The sequence below is a fragment of the Caulobacter sp. Root487D2Y genome (assembly GCF_001427165.1).
GTDB lineage: Bacteria > Pseudomonadota > Alphaproteobacteria > Caulobacterales > Caulobacteraceae > Caulobacter.
This window is the reverse complement of the sequence record NZ_LMFD01000013.1, coordinates 42,837-59,130: the sequence shown is the minus strand read 5'-3', so window position 1 is coordinate 59,130 and position 16,294 is coordinate 42,837. Positions and strand designations below refer to the sequence as shown.

At 68.3% G+C, this 16,294-nt stretch carries 21 protein-coding genes; 12 read left to right on the top strand and 9 right to left on the bottom strand.

All coding sequences use genetic code 11. The features are described from left to right. The first annotated feature begins 195 nt into the window (after positions 1-195). From ASD38_RS19305 to ASD38_RS19290, 4 genes are all read left to right on the top strand, one after another. Positions 196-510, top strand: a complete 315-nt coding sequence (locus tag ASD38_RS19305; RefSeq protein ID WP_200941444.1) for an ArsR/SmtB family transcription factor — start codon at positions 196-198, stop codon at positions 508-510. 9 nt (positions 511-519) lie between these two features. Next, positions 520-735 (top strand): hypothetical protein, encoded by a 216-nt coding sequence (locus ASD38_RS19300; RefSeq protein ID WP_156390793.1) that lies wholly within the window; start codon positions 520-522, stop codon positions 733-735. After that, positions 735-1,199: a hypothetical protein gene (locus ASD38_RS19295; protein ID WP_200941445.1), complete on the top strand. Its 465-nt coding sequence runs from the start codon at positions 735-737 to the stop codon at positions 1,197-1,199. Before ASD38_RS19300 ends, ASD38_RS19295 begins: the two co-directional genes overlap by 1 nt. Positions 1,200-1,282: 83 nt before the next feature. Beyond that, positions 1,283-1,654, top strand: a complete 372-nt coding sequence (locus ASD38_RS19290) for a YciI family protein (RefSeq protein WP_056443010.1) — start codon at positions 1,283-1,285, stop codon at positions 1,652-1,654. Between the two features lie 153 nt (positions 1,655-1,807). Here ASD38_RS19290 and ASD38_RS19285 read toward each other — a convergent pair whose 3' ends face one another. Further along, the gene (locus ASD38_RS19285; protein WP_056462606.1) at positions 1,808-2,041 is read right to left on the bottom strand and encodes a hypothetical protein; all 234 of its coding nucleotides are present in this window, start codon (positions 2,039-2,041) and stop codon (positions 1,808-1,810) included. Between the two features lie 170 nt (positions 2,042-2,211). Here ASD38_RS19285 and ASD38_RS19280 point away from each other — a divergent pair, with 170 nt between their 5' ends. After that, the gene (locus ASD38_RS19280) at positions 2,212-2,886 is read left to right on the top strand and encodes a tetratricopeptide repeat protein (protein ID WP_056462603.1); all 675 of its coding nucleotides are present in this window, start codon (positions 2,212-2,214) and stop codon (positions 2,884-2,886) included. An 18-nt stretch (positions 2,887-2,904) separates the two neighbouring features. Here the strand turns inward: ASD38_RS19280 and ASD38_RS19275 are convergent, their stop codons facing one another. Continuing rightward, positions 2,905-3,411, bottom strand: a complete 507-nt coding sequence (locus ASD38_RS19275) for a response regulator (protein ID WP_056443019.1) — start codon at positions 3,409-3,411, stop codon at positions 2,905-2,907. Between the two features lie 316 nt (positions 3,412-3,727). On the opposite strand from ASD38_RS19275, the gene ASD38_RS19270 reads away from it, so the two are divergent. Further along, a complete protein-coding gene (locus ASD38_RS19270; RefSeq protein ID WP_056443022.1) occupies positions 3,728-3,940 on the top strand; it encodes a hypothetical protein in 213 nt (70 codons plus the stop codon). Positions 3,941-4,101: 161 nt separating this feature from the next. On the opposite strand, the gene aroC is transcribed toward ASD38_RS19270, so the two are convergent. Both aroC and ASD38_RS19260 read right to left on the bottom strand, forming a co-directional pair. Continuing rightward, complete coding sequence (gene aroC / locus ASD38_RS19265; protein ID WP_056462904.1) at positions 4,102-5,226, bottom strand: chorismate synthase; 1,125 nt, start codon at positions 5,224-5,226, stop codon at positions 4,102-4,104. 174 nt (positions 5,227-5,400) lie between these two features. Continuing rightward, on the bottom strand, positions 5,401-6,768 hold the full coding sequence (locus ASD38_RS19260) for a hypothetical protein (protein ID WP_056462601.1): 1,368 nt from the start codon (positions 6,766-6,768) through the stop codon (positions 5,401-5,403). A gap of 309 nt (positions 6,769-7,077) precedes the next feature. Here ASD38_RS19260 and ASD38_RS19255 point away from each other — a divergent pair, with 309 nt between their 5' ends. Then, on the top strand, positions 7,078-8,190 hold the full coding sequence (locus ASD38_RS19255) for a cache domain-containing protein (protein WP_056462599.1): 1,113 nt from the start codon (positions 7,078-7,080) through the stop codon (positions 8,188-8,190). Positions 8,191-8,357: 167 nt separating this feature from the next. Here the strand turns inward: ASD38_RS19255 and ASD38_RS19250 are convergent, their stop codons facing one another. Continuing rightward, complete coding sequence (locus ASD38_RS19250; protein WP_056443029.1) at positions 8,358-9,776, bottom strand: hypothetical protein; 1,419 nt, start codon at positions 9,774-9,776, stop codon at positions 8,358-8,360. Between the two features lie 231 nt (positions 9,777-10,007). Here ASD38_RS19250 and ASD38_RS19245 point away from each other — a divergent pair, with 231 nt between their 5' ends. Further along, positions 10,008-10,598, top strand: coding sequence for an SH3 domain-containing protein (locus ASD38_RS19245; protein ID WP_056443032.1), 591 nt, complete (start codon positions 10,008-10,010; stop codon positions 10,596-10,598). Positions 10,599-10,715: 117 nt separating this feature from the next. Here ASD38_RS19245 and ASD38_RS19240 read toward each other — a convergent pair whose 3' ends face one another. Continuing rightward, positions 10,716-11,222 carry a VOC family protein gene (locus ASD38_RS19240; protein WP_056443034.1) on the bottom strand — a complete coding sequence of 169 codons (507 nt, stop codon included), beginning with the start codon at positions 11,220-11,222 and terminating at the stop codon, positions 10,716-10,718. Between the two features lie 264 nt (positions 11,223-11,486). Between ASD38_RS19240 and ASD38_RS19235 the strand changes: the two genes are divergently transcribed. Then, complete coding sequence (locus tag ASD38_RS19235) at positions 11,487-13,118, top strand: serine hydrolase (protein WP_056462598.1); 1,632 nt, start codon at positions 11,487-11,489, stop codon at positions 13,116-13,118. A 249-nt stretch (positions 13,119-13,367) separates the two neighbouring features. On the opposite strand, the gene ASD38_RS19230 is transcribed toward ASD38_RS19235, so the two are convergent. The 3 genes from ASD38_RS19230 to ASD38_RS19220 all read right to left on the bottom strand — a co-directional run bounded on the left by ASD38_RS19230 (position 13,368) and on the right by ASD38_RS19220 (position 14,923). Then, a complete protein-coding gene (locus ASD38_RS19230; protein ID WP_056462597.1) occupies positions 13,368-13,967 on the bottom strand; it encodes a TetR/AcrR family transcriptional regulator in 600 nt (199 codons plus the stop codon). Between the two features lie 84 nt (positions 13,968-14,051). Continuing rightward, positions 14,052-14,699, bottom strand: coding sequence for a TetR/AcrR family transcriptional regulator (locus ASD38_RS19225; RefSeq protein WP_056443043.1), 648 nt, complete (start codon positions 14,697-14,699; stop codon positions 14,052-14,054). Further along, positions 14,696-14,923 carry a hypothetical protein gene (locus tag ASD38_RS19220; RefSeq protein ID WP_056443045.1) on the bottom strand — a complete coding sequence of 76 codons (228 nt, stop codon included), beginning with the start codon at positions 14,921-14,923 and terminating at the stop codon, positions 14,696-14,698. The genes ASD38_RS19225 and ASD38_RS19220 overlap by 4 nt, the downstream gene beginning before the upstream one ends. A 64-nt stretch (positions 14,924-14,987) precedes the next feature. Here ASD38_RS19220 and ASD38_RS24070 point away from each other — a divergent pair, with 64 nt between their 5' ends. The 3 genes from ASD38_RS24070 (at position 14,988) to ASD38_RS19210 (ending at position 16,249) form a co-directional block, all read left to right on the top strand. Then, positions 14,988-15,254 (top strand): hypothetical protein, encoded by a 267-nt coding sequence (locus tag ASD38_RS24070; RefSeq protein WP_156390792.1) that lies wholly within the window; start codon positions 14,988-14,990, stop codon positions 15,252-15,254. Beyond that, positions 15,251-15,448 (top strand): twin transmembrane helix small protein, encoded by a 198-nt coding sequence (locus ASD38_RS19215; RefSeq protein WP_056443047.1) that lies wholly within the window; start codon positions 15,251-15,253, stop codon positions 15,446-15,448. The genes ASD38_RS24070 and ASD38_RS19215 overlap by 4 nt, the downstream gene beginning before the upstream one ends. Before the next feature lie 222 nt (positions 15,449-15,670). After that, positions 15,671-16,249 carry a cob(I)yrinic acid a,c-diamide adenosyltransferase gene (locus ASD38_RS19210; protein ID WP_056462596.1) on the top strand — a complete coding sequence of 193 codons (579 nt, stop codon included), beginning with the start codon at positions 15,671-15,673 and terminating at the stop codon, positions 16,247-16,249. Positions 16,250-16,294: the final 45 nt, after the last annotated feature.

The window sequence follows — 16,294 nt, the reverse complement described above, 5'->3', positions numbered from 1 at the left end:
GCTGTCGCCTGACGGCGTGCCCGCCCGTGTCTGTTTCAAAAGGATCTTCCTTCTTCGCGGCTGAAGCAGGGGTCCTCGGAACAAGTCCGAGGATGACGGAAATTTAGGTGGCGTGTCGCGAGCGAGGGGACAGAAAGCCGCTTGACAGCTTTCATGTGTCAGTTATTTATTACACATGAAATGCGGATGGATCACATGACCCCGGGGGACAGGCTGCTGGCGATCCTGTCGGCGCTGGACAGTCCGCACCGCCTGCGGATCATCGCGGCGCTGCGGGCGGGCGGGCGCAACTATGTCAGCCGGTTGGCGCGCGAGATCGGCATCAGCCGGCCGCTGCTCCACCTGCATCTGAACAAGCTGGAAGAGGCGGGGCTGGTCACCAGCCAGCTGGAGCTGTCGCAGGACGGCAAGGCCCTCAACTATTTCGAGGTCGCCGATTTCCAGCTCGAGATCACCCCCGCCCTGATCGCCGAGCGCGTCCAGTCCCTCACCCAGAAAACCGACAAGTAGGAGATGTTCATGTCCGAACACCTGTACATTCTGACGATCTGCCTCCCGCTGGGGACGGTGCTGCTGATCTTCGGCCTGCGCTACCTGGCCGCCGTGCAGCAGGCCAAGGCGCGCCTGGCCGGCGACCAGGCCTACCGGGAGATCTCGGAACAGACCCTGACCGTCCTGGTCGAGGTCCGCGCGCGGCTGGACGGGATCGAGAAGATCCTCAAGGCGGTGGAATAGTGGCCGCCGACCTTTCCCTGGCCTCCGCCGGGCGCGGCGGGGCCGCTTCGTCCGCCCGGGACCACGCCGCGCCGCCCCTCTGGCGTCTGTACGCGCTGCGGGCCGGCTACCTGCTGATCGCCGTCGGTCTCGGGATCGAGATCTGGCCGGGCATCCTCCTCGACCACGGGTCATGGGGGCTGATGCAGGGCGTCGTGCAGTGCATGCTGGGCGCGCTGTCGCTGCTGGCGCTGCTGGGCCTGCGCTATCCGCTGAAGATGCTGCCGCTGCTGCTGTTCGAGATCGCGTGGAAGGTGATCTGGCTGTCGGTGGTGGCGGTTCCGCTGTGGCGGGCGGGCCGGATGGACGCGGACACCGCATCGACCGCCTTCGCCTGCGCCCTGGTCGTGATCTTCCCGATCATCATCCCCTGGCCCTACGTGCTTTCCGCCTTCGCCCGGGCGAAGGGCGATCGGTGGCGCTAGGCGGATTCGAAAAACGTCGGTCTTCCTTCGCGCGTCCGGCTGGCCTATCTCTGCCTCGCCAATGACGTCGGGAAACCTCGCCCATGCTCTACATGCTGCTGTGCTACAACAACCAGGACGAGGTCATGGGCTGGACCCAGGCGCAGGACGACGCGGTGATGGGCCGCCTGTCGGTGGTCCATGACCGGCTGATCGCCGAGGGCAAGATGGGCCCGTCGGGCCGGCTGAGCGCCACGACGACCGCCAAGACCCTGGTCAAGACCGACGCCCCCTTCGTGGTCGACGGCCCGTTCGCCGAGACCAAGGAGCAGTTCCTGGGCTTCTACGTGCTGGACGTCGCCGACATGGACGAGGCCCTCGACATCGCCCGCGAGCTGGGCGTGGCCAATCCCGGCGGGGCGTACGAGGTGCGGCCGATGCGGCTGTACCTGCCGGGGGCGATCGCGGCGGGGTAAGCAATCCCTCCCCCTGTGGGGGAGGCGGCCGAAGGCCGGCGGGGGAGTTCTAGGGTCGAAGGTCCGGGTTGTGGTCGTCCGCCGAACACGCCCCCTCCGTCGGCTTCGCCGACACCTCCCCCACTGGGGGAGGGCCTAAGGTGGGCAGGCGCGCTAGCCCCGCCGCTGCGACTTCTTCCATTCCTTGAACTCGCGCTTTTCGCGGTCCTTCTTGCTCTCGCCGGGGATCACCGCCTTGCCGGTGGCGACCACGACCTTGCCGGTGGTTCCGACCACGGCTCCGGTCGCGCCGACCACGGCGCCGCCGGCGGCGACGGCCAGGCAGCCCTGGCTCGTGAACGCGACGGCCAGCAGGGCCAGGGCGAGAGGAAGGCGACGCGCGGACATGGGCGGGCTCACTGCGGTTGGAGCCAGTGTTCTAGCCCAGGGTGCGTTAAGGATCTCCGCGTCCGATGGCCGCTGTATGGCGCCGAAGGATCGCCGATGGCCAGTCCCTCGAAAACGGATATCACTAGCTGCGCCGTGGAAGGGCGCGGGGCCGCGGAGACGGGGACAATATGCGGGCGCTGGTTTTGACGATCGTCGTGCTGGGATGTCTCATCGGCTCGCCCAGTTCTGCGCGAGATGTCCGCGGGCGCCCCAATCCGCTCTACCAGCCGACCGGTTCGCGGCAGGAGCACGCCCTGAACCACGCCCGCGTCCTGATGGCGCGGCGAGACTATCCGGCCGCCATCGCGGCTTTCGACGAGGTGATCGCCCTTCAGCCGCAATTCGCCGCGGCGCTCTCCGAACGCGCCTTCGCGCGCGAGGCCGCCGGCGATCTGGCCGGCGCGCAGGAGGACCACGACGCCGTCCTGCGCCTGACGCCCGATCGCGCCAACGCCTGGAGTCACGCGGGGTGGATCCGCGCCTTGCGGGGCGTGGACCTGGATCAGGCCTTGGCCTATTGCGACAAGGCGGTGGACCTGAACACGGCCATCGGTGACGTGAACATCGATCCCCTCGACTCGCGGGGCTTCATCCACTTCCGGCGCGGCGAGCTCGGTCTGGCGCTGGCCGATTACGACGCGGCCCTGCGCCTGTTTCCCCGCTCGGCGTCGACGCTCTACATGCGTGGCCTGGTGAAGCAGCGGGCCGGCGATCCGGCGGCCGGCGCGGCCGATATCAAGCGGGCTCTGAAGATCAATCCGCGCATCGCCGATGTCTGGAAACGGCGCGGCGTGGAAGCCTAGGCCGTTTTCGCGCACCGCTCAGTACTGCAGCTCCACCACGCCCGGGTCTCCCTGGCGGCGCCAGGGGCCGATGAAGGCCGGGTCCTGGCGGCGGCGGCGGTCGGGGCCGAAATAGTCCTGGCAGCGAATGAACTGGCGGGGGTGCTCGATCAGCAGGTTGATGCGGTGGATCACGCCGCGCGCCGTCACCGGCTTGGCCAGGAACTCGTTGACCCCGGCGTCGCGCGCCTCGGCCACCCGCCGCATCGTGGAGTGGCCGGTGATCATGATGACCGGGGTGAACGGGCCGGGGCTGTCGGGCGAATTGCGCAGGAGGTTGACGAAGTCGATGCCGTCCAGCGGACCCATGGTCAGGTCGGTCATGACCAAGTCCATCTGGGTTTCGCGCATCATCTGCAGCGCCTCGGCGCCGTCCATCGCCTCGAAAATCTGCCGTACGCCCAGAGCTCGCAGGATCTCGGTCAGCAACATGCGCATGTGCTGATTGTCGTCGACTAACAGAATCTTCAGCAGATCGAAGCGCACGCGCCCCCGGCTCGCTCAGAGGACTCGCCATTTGACGCGTCGCTCAAGATCAAACGTTACGAGACGGTAATAATCGGTCAATCGGAAATTCACCCGAGACCTCGGTGTTTCTCGTCTTATGTCGAATTTCGACATAACCAGCCGTTTTCGGATTTGGCCGGGCCCGCGCAATTATGGCGAGTTTTGGCCCGCGTCTTCTTGGCGGATATTCAGATTATTCTTAATTCAGTGGCGGTTGATTACCTTTTGTCAACGAAAAAAATAGGAACGAGTCGCAAGGTCCGAGAGTTGTTTGGCCGAAGGGATATGATTCCACATGGCCTCCCGCGACGAACTCATCAAACGCGAAGCTCTGGAGCTCTGGCGCCAGACGCACGACGCACCCCCGCCGGAGGTCAGCGGCGGGGAGTTGCTTGAGATCATTTGTCGAGATCTTGATGTTCGCGGCTACGACCGCGTCCAGTCGGCCTTCCTGCGCCCCACGATGATCCTGCGCCCCGAGGAATGGCCGGAGGCGCGCAAGGCGTAGTCGCCCTCGCTTCCAAAATCTCATCGTCATCCCGGGCCTTGCGCCCGGGACCCCTGGTTCAGCTGACGGTGACGCGCATTGGCGCGCCAGCGCGCCACACCCCCGCCCTTGCGGCGGACAGAGGGGTCCCGGGCACAAGGCCCGGGATGACGAGCTCTAAATCAAACCCTTTGGCCTTGGCCGCCCGGCGCGAACGCGCCGCCGCCCGTCTGGGCGCGGTGGCGCAGGAAGGCGTCGGCCAGCACGCAGGCGGTCATCGCCTCGACCACCGGCACGCCGCGGATGCCCACGCAGGGGTCGTGACGGCCCTTGGTGCGAAGGTCGATCTCTTCCCCCGCCTCGTTGACGCTCTGGCGGAGCGTCAGGATCGAGGAGGTCGGCTTGAAGGCCACGCGGGCCACCACCGGCTGGCCGGTCGACAGGCCGCCCAGCACGCCGCCGGCGTGGTTGCTCAGGAACACCGGACCATCCTCGCCCATCCGCATCTGGTCGGCGTTGTCCTCGCCCGACAGGGCGGCGCTGGCGAAGCCCTCGCCGATCTCCACGCCCTTGGCGGCGTTGATCGACATCAGGGCCGAGGCCAGCTCGGCGTCCAGCTTGCCGTACAGCGGCGCGCCCCAGCCGGCCGGCACGCCGGCCGCCTCGACCTCGACGACGGCCCCGGTCGAGGAGCCGGCCTTGCGGACCGTCTCCAGATGCTCTTCCCAGACCGGAATGATCGCCGCGTCGGGCGACCAGTAGGGGTTCTCGTTGATCTGGTCCCAGTCCCAGTTCGCGCGGTCGATGACGTGCGGGCCGATCTGCACCAGGGCCGCGCGCACCGTGACGCCGGGGATCACCAGCCGGGCGATCGCGCCGGCCGCCACCCGCGCGGCGGTCTCGCGCGCCGAGCTGCGCCCGCCGCCGCGATAGTCGCGCACGCCGTACTTGGCGAAATAGGGATAGTCGGCGTGGCCGGGCCGAAAGGCCTGGGCGATCTCGCCATAGTCCTTGGAGCGCTGGTCGGTGTTGTCGATCATCAGGCTGATCGGCGTACCGGTCGTGCGCTGGCCGTCGCTGCGCTCGTCCTCGAACACCCCCGACAGGATGCGCACGGCGTCCGGCTCCTGGCGCTGGGTGACGAACTTGCCCTGGCCGGGGCGGCGCTTGTCGAGGAAGGCCTGGATCTGTTCGGCGTCGAGGGCGATGCCGGGGGGAACGCCGTCGACCACGCAGCCCAGGGCCGGGCCGTGGCTTTCGCCCCAGGTGGTGACGCGGAACAGGTGGCCGAAGGTGTTGTGCGACATGGGGGCGGTGTAGCGGAAAGCGCGCAGGGGGGCAAAGGTCGGGGCGGCGATCACTTGCCCCCTACGGACCGCTTCGCGGTCGTCTTCCCCCAGAGGGGGAAGAGGCGCGTCCTCCGCCCCCTACGGGGGCGGACAGACGGCGAAGCCGTCAGGTGGGGGCAAGGGGGTGAGCCACTAACCCCGCTTCTTCGCCGCGTCCGCCAGGTAGTCCTCCAGGTTCGTCCACCCATCCCGGTTGCGGTCCAGCGCCCCGTCGGCCTTCCCGGGATTGAAGCCGTGCGCCTTCTCCCAGGCGTCCGGCATCCCGTCCCCGTCCGTATCGACCGCCGCGGCCCCCGCCGGCAGCATGGGCCACCCGCCCACCTGGGCCTGGCTGTCGATCTGCCTGCCGGTCTTGTCGCGCACCCCGGCCACCACGCGGGCGTCGACGCTGTCGCGGAACACCGAAGCCCCGGCGTCCTTCAGCACCCGCTCATAGGCGCTGGCCGCCGGATCAGCCGCCACCGGCGCGACGTCGATCGGCCCCGCCTGGCGCCAGCCCGGGGCCTGCAGCCCGCTGACCAGGCTCCAGGGATCCTCGGGCACGACGCCGTTCATGCTGTTGCCGGCGAACCAGGCCTTGGCCAGGCTGTTGCTTTCGTTGAAGGCGATGGGCTTTTCGCTGTCGGGCCCCATCACATAGGCGTTGTCGATGAAGCTGTAGGCCGCCAGGGCCGCCTTGTCGGCGTCGTAGCCGGCATGGCCCTTGCCCCAGTTGTAGAAGACGTTGGAGCGGAACTCGAAGAACGCCCCGACCGGGTCCTTGTCCGGCCCGTCGTAATTGCCCGGGCGCGGCATGCGGGCCAGGTGGTTGGCCCACAGATTGTGGTGGAAGCTGATCTTCGAGCCGCCACCGCCGCGGATCAGGCTGCCGTAGCCGTGGTCGCCTTTGGCGTGGATCGAGCGGCGCAGGCTCTCGGCGATGATCGACCACTGCACCGTCAGGTCATAGAAGCCCTGGCCCGGATTATCGTAGCGGGCGCTGGCCGACAGGGTCTCGTCCACCGACCAGCTGGCCGAGACGTGGTCGAGGATGATCCGCCGGCCCGAATTGATCCAGATCGCGTCGCCCTCGGTCTTGCTCTCGTCGCCCAGGCGCGAGCGGATGAAGCGGATCACCACGTCGTCGGCGGCCACCACCAGGGTGTGGTCGCGCAGGGTGATCCCGCCGCCCGGGGCGGTCTGGCCGGCGATGGTGATCTGGCCGTTGGCGATCTTCAGCTCGCTCTTCAGCGGGATCGTGCCGGCGACCTCGAAGACGATCGTGCGCGGACCCTTGGCCTCGATCGCGGCGCGCAGACTGCCGGGGCCGGAGTCCTCGAGGTTGGTGACCTTGATCACCGCCCCGCCGCGGCCGCCGACCGACAGCCTTCCAGCGCCCTCGGCGCCGGGAAAGGCCGTGACCTCGCGCGGCGCGGCCTGGGCCGCGATGGGGACCGCGATGGGGGCCGCGATCGGGGCGGCGGTCAGGGCCAGGGCGACGGCCAAGGCGATGCGGATCATCTGCGGTTTCCCCCATATTTCCGCGCACCATCCCCCGTCCCCGAATTCCTGTCCACCGGTGTCATTGGCCCACGGCAAGGCTTTGCCACGACGAAACGCTGACAACGCTGTCGGACATTGATGATTAATGAGGCAAAGATTGCCGCGAAACTGCACATATCCCCAGGCGCCATGCCGCGAAACACGCGAAAAGACGCGGCGAATTGTCCGACCCCCATCCCTGAAAGCTGACGCGGGTGTCATCCTCGCTTGTCTGGCGAGTGATTCGGCTATTCCGGGTCCCGCCGCCGGTTTCGGGGGAAACCTTTCATGGCAGACGAAAACGCCAGCCTCCGCCCAGAGCGAATCCTGGAGCTGAGCGAGCGCCTCAGCGCCGTCGCCGGCGAGAAGATCGGCGAGATCGCCTACGTCAACCGCTCGGCCAAGATGCTGGCCATCAACGCCCTGATCGTCGCCGCCCGGGCCGGCGAGGCGGGGCGCGGCTTCGCGATCGTCGCCGAGGAGTTCAAGACCATCTCCACCCAGATCGACGTGGTGGCCGCCGCCCTGGAGAGCCAGGTGCGCGCCGACCTCGACGAACTGACCAAGATCGGCGGGGCGATCCTGGGCCACCTGCGCGGCCAGCGCCTGGTCGACCTGGCCCTGAACGCCATCGAGATCATCGACCGCAACCTCTATGAGCGCACCTGCGACGTGCGCTGGTGGGCCACCGACAGCGCCGTGGTCGACTGCGTCGCCGCCCCCTCGCGCGAGGCGTCCACCTACGCCAGCCAGCGGCTGAAGGTGATCCTCGACGCCTACACCGTCTATCTCGACCTGTGGATCGCCGACACCAGCGGCCGGGTGATCGCCAGCGGCCGGCCCGACAAGTATCCGGGCGCCAGGACCGCCTCGGTGGCCGAGACCGACTGGTTCAGGAAGGCGATGCGCACCCGGTCGGGCGACGACTTCGCCGTCTGCGACATCGAAAGGGTCAAGGCCCTGAACGACGCCCCGGTCGCCACCTACGCCACGGCTATTCGCGCGGGCGGCCAGGCCAACGGCAAGGTGCTGGGCGTGCTGGGCGTCCATTTCGACTGGAGGCCCCAGGCCCAGGCTGTGGTCGACGGCGTGCGCTTGACCGACGAGGAAAAGGCCCGCTCGCGCGTGCTGCTGCTGGACCAGAACCACCGCGTGCTGGCCAGCTCGGACGGCAAGGGCGTGCTGGAGGAGACCTTCAAGCTCGACACCACCAGCGGCGACATGGGCAGCTACGCCGAGGGCGCCCGCACCATCGGCTACGCCCTGACCCCGGGCTATGAGACCTACGAGGGCATGGGCTGGTACGGCTGCCTGGTCCAGACCTCGGAGGAGCAGAAGCCGGCGGCGACCTTTCGCCCCGCGGTGACGACGGCGCCGGTCGCCAAGCTCAGCGCCGCCTGATCAAGCCCTCTCCCCTCGCGGACGAAGGCGGGGGGCGGTGAAGGATTACGCCCTCACCGAGTTTCTCGCCAACGCCCTACCGGCACGCCGTCGGGCGCCTTCACCCCTCACCCTCCCAAGCTTCGCTTGGGCCCCTCCCTCTCCCCTCCGGGAGAGGGTTTCATGCCCTACGGCGCGCTCGCCACCGCCCACGAGAAGTCGGTGTGGGTCGACTGGGTGTTGAAGTAGGTCGGGTCGGTGAAGAAGACGATCGGCTTGTTGTAGTTGGCCGGATAGTTCGGGTTGGGACCGACCAGGGCGACGCCGTGACAGCTCACGCAGTTGGAGGTCACGCCGGCCGGGATGCCGGGCGAGGTCTCCAGATAGGGGTTGAAGCAGACCTGCATGGTCGAGCCGCCAGGGGTCGTCGTCTGGTCGTAGGCCGTGCAGCTGGCGTAGTTGTTCCACGGCCCGCCCAGCGCGCCGGGCTGGCCCTGCTTGCTGCCCGGGAAGTTGTTGGGCGTATCGGCCCCGGGCTGCCACCAGTAGGTCTGCCAGGTCCAGAACGGGATTTCCTTGGTGTTGACGTGCATGGCCAGCAGCACGCTGTAGTCGCCGGCCGCCGCGGCGGCGGGGCCGGAGACGCCGGTGGCGGCGTTGAAGTTCTGGGCCTCGGCGGCGTTCAACTGCGCGGCGTAGAAGGTGCTCAGCGGCGCCCACAGGAAGGTCTTGCAGGCGAGCCCCTGGGCCTGGACGCTGACGGCGCCGGCGTTGATCTCGGCCGAGGTGGCGGGGCGTACCGCTCCCGTCGCGCCCGGCTGGATCAGCACGCAGGTCGTCCAGGTGTCGGGCGTGGGATTGCCGGCGTTGGTCGAGGCCGACGGACCCTGCCACAACGGCTGGGCGGTCAGGCCGTTGGCCTTGACCAGTCCGAACACCGGCTTGGTCTCGATGGCGCGGATCGGGAACTCGTTGATGGCCCGGTTCTGGGGCGTGGTTCCTGTCGGCCAGGCGGCGTTCAGCTTGGTCAGGCTGGCGCCGCTGGCGTAGGAATAGGTCCCGCCGCCGGGACCGGCCTGCGGGCCGCCGATGAATGTCGCGGCCGGCGGATCGTACTTGCTGTCGACCGCGAGCGGGAAGTTGTCGGCGGCCGCCGTCGCCAGCGCCTTCAGCCGGGCGTCCCGGGTGTGATGGAACTGCGCCGGCTTGAAGAACTTGCGTCCGGGGCTCGGCTTGGCCTGCTCGGCGGTGAGCGACGCGTTCGTGGCCTGGGGTTGCGGGAAGACGACCGAGGTGTCCGCCCAGGTGTCCCAGATCGGCAGCTGCTGATTGTTGACGGACTGGCCCGACGGGGCGGTCATGGCCTGCCAGAGGCTCCAGGCGTGAGCCCGGATCGCCGCCGTGTCGCTGTTGGCGATCCAGCCGTTGATGGTCGCGGCGGGAACCGGGAAGCTGGGGCTGTCGGGCAGCGGAACCGGCGTCACCGCGCCCGCGGTCTCCAGGGTCGCGCCCTCCTTGCCGCCGGTCGCGGCTTTCTTGGATCCATCGCAGGCCCCAACGGCGAGGAGCAGCATGGCGCTCGCCGCGATCAAACCGATATTGCGCATGTGCGCCTCCCCTGATCCGCGAACGCTCTGCCGGCGCTCGCGCGGGTAGTAACGGCCGCGTCACTGCAATCGTCAATAGCAAGTCGCACGAACGCCCGTATCGCGCGATTAGCGGAAAAAATCGCACATGAACGGAATCTGTCGGACGCCCCGTCGGCGCCGTTCAGCTTCGCCTTGGCATGGTGCGTCTCACGGGGCCGACGGCTCCGGAGCATTCAAGGGACCAAGACCATGACCAAGACCAAGACCTTCAAGACCACCGCCCTCGAGACCATGATCGCGGGCCTGGCCATGACCGCCTCCGCCCTGGCCCTGGTCGCCGCCCCCGCCCCCGCCCACGCCATGTCGCAGAAGCTGGGCGGCGTGATCGGCTGCAACGCCTCGGGCGGCAAGCAGGAAGCCGGCGCCGTGATCGGCGGCCTGCTGGGCGCCGTCGCCGGCAACAAGCTGGCCAAGAACGACCGGGGCACGGGCACCGCCATCGGCGCCGTGGTCGGCGCGGGCGCCGGCTCCTACGCCGGCTGCCAGATGCAGAAGAGCCGCGCGGCCAATAACGCCGGCGGGGTCTACGTCAGCAACGGCATCCGGGTGTCCAACGCGGTCGACGCGGCCCCGATGACCAAGATCAAGGGCAAGTACGTCGCCCGCTCGACCCTGAACCTGCGCAGCGGCGCCACGACCCGCGCCCAGGCCGTGGGCTCGGTCCAGGCCGGCGAGACCTTCCAGGCCCTGGGCCGCACCGGCGACGGCAAGTGGATCCTGGTCGGCCAGGACGGCGTCGGCGTCGGCTACGTCTCCAGCGCCTACGTCTACCGCGCCTAGGCGCGAACGGATGGGGACATGCCCATAAGCATGTCCCCTACATGGGCCGCTTAGCGTCAGGCCCTAGTACGGCAAGCCCGTCCGCCCCCCGCGGACGGGCTTGTTGCTGTCTGGGCCCTAGGCGGGCTGCAGCGTACTGGCCTGCGGCTTGTGGGAGTCCAGCGCCGTGTTGGGGTCCGCCAGCTCGGTGACCGCCCCGGCGAAGCCCAGATATTCGGCCGCGAACGCCGGCGGCAGGACCTCGACCAGCCAGGTGTTCTCGACCCAGACCTCGACCACGTGGAAGTGGCCGCCGCGGTCGCAGACGAAGGCGTCCCAGCCCTTGGCGCGGGCTCGGGTCATGACGTCTTCCTGGGCCATGTCGACGCTCAGGGCGAAGTGGGTCGGCGAGCGGCGATCGGCGCCGTCCGCCTGGCGGAGGAACGCCGCGCCGGGCTCGCCGTTGGCGACCATGACGCTGCCCGCCGGATAGATTTCGATGCCGGTGCCCCGGCCGTCGGCCTTGAACACCATGAAGCTGCCGGGGTTCGGCGGAAAGTCGACGACGACGCCGCCCATGATGTCGGCGAAGAATTCGGCCGCGCCCTTGGGGTCGCAGGCGCTGACGGAGAGGTGGTGGATCATGTGGTTCCCGTGGATGTGGCGCGACCGGTCCCGCGGCGTGCGACGAGGTCACGCGCCTGGCTTTCGGCCCAAGAAATCTGGTGTTCACTGATCGGCGTTATCCGCCGAGGCCGCGCCATCTACGGGAGCGCCGCCGGCGTCTCAACTTACAAGATCGTCATGAAACCGAATTAATCTTGTCCTCGGCGCCAGACCGGGCCGCCGTCTTGCTCCGGGTCCATGGCTAGGCTTCAGTGCGCGCCTGACCTTTTCCAGGACGCCTCCATGATCGCCACGACCCGCCGCGCCGCCCTGCTGTCGGCCTTCGCCACCGTCGGGGCCGCGGCGCTGGCCAGGCCGGCCTTCGCGCGCCAAGGGGGCTCTCAGACCGGCAAGGCCGGGGCGGCGATCGACCAGTTCGCCCAGGAGGTCATGGCCGCCTTCCCCGACGAGCCGGGCCTGGGGATCTGCGTGGTCGAGGACGGCCAGATCACCCTGGCCAAGGGCTATGGCGTGCGCCGCCTGGGCGGGACCGACAAGGTCACCGACTCCACCCTGTTCGGCGTGGCCTCCAACACCAAGGCCTTCACCGCCGCCGCCCTGGCCATGCTGGTCGAGGAGGGCAAGGTCGCCTGGGACGATCCGGTCACCAAATACCTGCCGGCCTTCGCTATGAGCGACCCGATCGTCACCAAGCTGATGACCGTGCGCGACCTGCTGTGTCACCGCTCGGGCCTGACCCTGGGGGCCGGCGACCTGATGATCTGGCCCAACCCCACCCACAGCCGCGCCGACATCGTGGCGGGGCTGAAGTACCTGCCGATCGGCGGCCAGTTCCGGGGCGGCTACGCCTATGACAACGTGCTGTACGTGGCGGCCGGCGAGGTGATCGCCGCCGTCACCGGCGCGCCGTGGGAAGTGTTCATCCAGAAGCGGATCCTCGACCCGCTGAAGATGACCGACAGCGTGCCCCTGCCCTCGCTGATCGGAAATCGCCCGCGCGCGGAGCCGCACGCCCGGATGGGCCCGCCGGTGCGGGGCCTGGGGCCGCAGACCGTGCTGCCGTTCGACGGCAGCTTCGACGCGGCCGGCGCCGCCGGCGGCCTCAACGCCAGCCCGCGCGACATCGGCAAATGGATGCAGGCGCAGCTGGGCCTGGGCACGACGCCAGGCGGGGTCAAGCTGTGGACCGAGGCCTCGGGCCGCGAGATGTGGAAGCCCCAGACCATCACCGCCTGGTCCGACGGACCGATCGCCGACAACCCGGTGCGCGCCAGCTTGCAGGCCTATGCGCTGGGCTGGTTCGTCAATGACCATCGCGGCGAGAAGATCGTCTGGCACACGGGGGGGCTGGCCGGCTTCATCTCCTATACCGGCCTGCTGCCGGGCCGGAAGTCTGGGATCATGGTCATGACCAACGCCGAGGAGAACACCGTCTTCCGGTCCCTGCGCTACGGCGGTCCCGACCGGCTGCAGGGGCGCGACGACTTCGACTGGATCGCCTCCAGCCGCAAGGTCCAGGCCGAGGCCGACGCCAAGACGATCAAGGACGCGGCCGAGGCCATGACCCCCAAGGGCGGCGGCCCAAATGGCGGGGCGGCCCCGACCCTGCCGCTGGCGGCCTATGCCGGGACCTATCGCGATCCCTGGTACGGCACGGTGACGGTGTCCGTCGCCGGCAAGGGGAAGAAGACAGCCCTGAAGATCGCCTTCGACAAGACCCCGGTCCTGCGCGGCGCCCTGGAGACCTTCGACGGCGACACCTTCAAGACCCGCTTCGACGACCGCTCGCAGGAGGACGCCTTCGTGGTGTTCTCGGTCAAGGACGGCGCGGTGACGGGGGCCACGATGCGGGCGGTCTCGCCGCTGGCGGACTTTTCGTATGACTATCAGGACTTGAAGCTGACGCGCCTTTGAAACCCTCTCCCGGAGGGGAGAGGGAGGGGCCCACGCGAAGCGTGGGAGGGTGAGGGGTCACGCCCTCAGCCGGAGCGCCGCGCCGATGGCCTCGGCCACGCGGCCGTGATCGGATCCATGACGCGAGCTTGTTCGCGCCTGTGGGGATGGCAAGTGAAGCAATCGGGGTTTCGCTTTTAGCGGTGTCACCCCTCACCCTCCCACCGCTGCGCGGCGGGACCCTCCCTCTCCCCTCCGGGAGAGGGTTTCTTACGGCCGCCACCCCTGGGCGATGAACTGGATCTGCCTGTCCATCATCGCCGACAGCTCGGTCGCCGAGGCCTGGCCGCAGGCGGCCATGCGGTAGTTCCAGGCGTAGGCGGCCTTGAGCACGTCGATCGCCGTCTGCGGATCGAGGTCGGGACGGACGTCGCCGCGCTCGATCCCGTCCAGCAGCGTCTCGCGCAGCATCTCGGTCAGGCGCAGGTTGCGGCCGTACGGGGTGAGGCCCGGATCCTGGCTGGGGCTGTAGGAGGCCGCGATATGGGCCAGGAACAGCTTCACCCGCCGGGTTTCGAACTCGTAGTGGATGGCGAAGATCGAGCCCAGCCGGTCGGCCGTCGATCCGCGCAGGAACGGCACGACCCGGTCGAACTCGGCATAGAGTTCGCCCAGGCGCCGGTCCATCACATGGCTGAGCACCTCCGCCTTGGAGGCGAAGGTGGTGAAGACGCTGCCGACCGAGACCCCCGCCCGCTCGGCGATCGCCCGAATGGTGGTCTCTTCGTAGCCCGTCTCGTTGAACAGGTCGCGCGCGGCCTCGAGGACCTTTTCGCGGGTCGCCTGCTTCTGATCGTGTCTTACGCCCACGCACTGTCCCCCCGGATAGTCTGCGTCGCTCTACTTGATCCGACGGCGGACGCTCCGACAAAGAGCGTCCGCCCTTGGCCGTGATTACGCGCGTGCGCCCGCCAGGATGACTTTCAGTTGGTCCGAAAGTCGCGACAGCAGTGCCTCGACCGACCAGGCGTCGAAAATCGCCCGGCGATAGTTGGCGACATACACGTCCCAGATGATCTCGGCGAGCAGCTTAACGTCCGCGTCACTCTTCAGTTCACCACGATCGACGCCGCGGGTCAGCACGCCGTTCAGCAGGGCGAAGATGTGCTTGAGGTGACCGCGGTTGCGGCGCTCGGCCGGTTCCGACCGCGTCCAGGACACGGCGATGCTGGCCTGCAGCAGCGGCAGTTGCTCGACATGGAAGCCGTAGGCGACGGCGAACATGCCGATGACGCCTTCTTCAATGGTGGCGGCGTTGGCGCCGGCCTGCTTCATCTGGGCGTAGATGACTTCGTAGTCGGCGGTCAGGATCTCGTCGAACAGCTCGTTCTTGTCCGCGAAGCTGGCGAACACCGCGCCCGTCGACATGCCGGCGGCCTGGGCGATGTCGCGGATGGTCGCGCCTTCGTAGCCACGCTCGGTGAACAGACGGCGGGCGGCCGACAGGACGCGTTCGCGCGTGCGCTGCTTGGCCAGGGCCCGGCGCGTCAGCTTGACGGGGGTCTCGGTCGGGGACTCGATATTCAGGGATACAAAGCTCATTGGACGGTCTCCAGGCGAGCAAGCGCGGCTTCGGCGCGCTTCTCGAATTCAATGCAATATTCGTCGACGACATCCTTGAGGAGGTCGGCGTAGCGACGCGCCAGGGCGCGCCCGTCCTGCGCGGCGTCGCGCAGGTCGGTGATCAGTTGGCGGACTTCAGCCATGGCGTCTTCGCGCTCGGACGCGGAGAAGTCGGCGACGGCGATGCGAGCGCTCTGAGCCATTCTGTTTTCTCCTGCCTCCCCGCTGAAAAAGGGCGCTGACATGATCTGCGGTGAGGAGTTGATCATGTTCAACGAACGCGTACTGGAATTTGAAGGTGGCGCGTTTAGCCCCCGCCGCAAGGGTGCGCAACCCAAAAACATAACCAAAATCATCGAACAGCAGCGTTTCTGTCATCTATGGTACCGTTCGCGCCGGGTCACTGCGACAAATGCACTCAACGAACAGAGTCGGCGAATCTCGGTATGGAACTCGCTTGACGACTCGGGCCGCCCGGGTTCGGCGGACGCTCTGGCCAAGCCTGAGGCGAACGCCTACCTTTCGTCCCCATGAGTCACCTGTTCGATTTCCTGGTGCCGATCGCGCTGGCCGCGGTTCTGATCACCCTCTGCGTCGGCATCTACGCCCTGTTCCGGGGCGGCGATTTCGGACGCTCCTATTCCAACAAGCTGATGCGCCTGCGCGTGGCGCTGCAGTTCCTGGCCGTACTGGTGCTGGTGGCCGCCTTCTGGTGGCGAAACCACTGAAGCGGACGATCGTTCCGGATCTCAGAGGGGATCGAGCCTGGACGACCGTCGCGCTTCAGCGATCAACGCGATGCAACGCTAAGCCACTGGACGTCGCGCGCCGGAACTGATCGACGGGCGAGGAGCAACACGGGCTCTCCATGGACGTAAGCTGAGCATGGCGACGCGGCGAAAGCGCTGGGGCAAGTTGCCCTAGGACATTTTGGCAGAGGGAGCGGCCCGATGGTGACGCTGAACCGCATCTACACCCGCACCGGCGACAAGGGCCTGACCCGGCTGTCGACCGGCCAGCCGGTCAGCAAGGCCTCGCTGCGGGTCGAGGCCTATGGCGGGGTCGACGAGACCAACGCCTTCATCGGGGTCGCGCGCCAGCACACGAAGGGCGACGCCGAGCTCGACGCCCTGCTCGAGCGCATCCAGAACGACCTGTTCGACCTGGGCGCGGATCTGGCCACCCCCGAACAGGACGAAAAGCCCGTGTGGGAGCCGCTGCGGGTGGTCGACAGCCAGGTCGAGCGGCTGGAGCGCGAGATCGACGCGATGAACGCCCGGCTCTCGTCCCTGACCTCGTTCGTGCTGCCGGCCGGCAGCCCCGCCTCGGCGGCGCTGCACGTGGCCCGCACGGTCTGCCGCCGCGCCGAGCGCAAGGTCGTCGAGCTGATGGGCGTCGACGGCGAGATCGTCGGCGAACCGGCCCTGCGCTACCTCAACCGCCTGTCGGACCTGCTGTTCGTCGCCGCCCGCCGGGCCAATGACGACGGCGCGGCGGACGTGCTGTGGAAGCCGGGGGCGACGCGGTAGTTCCGAAAACCCTCTCCCAGAGGGAGAGGGTTTCAAGTGGCTAGG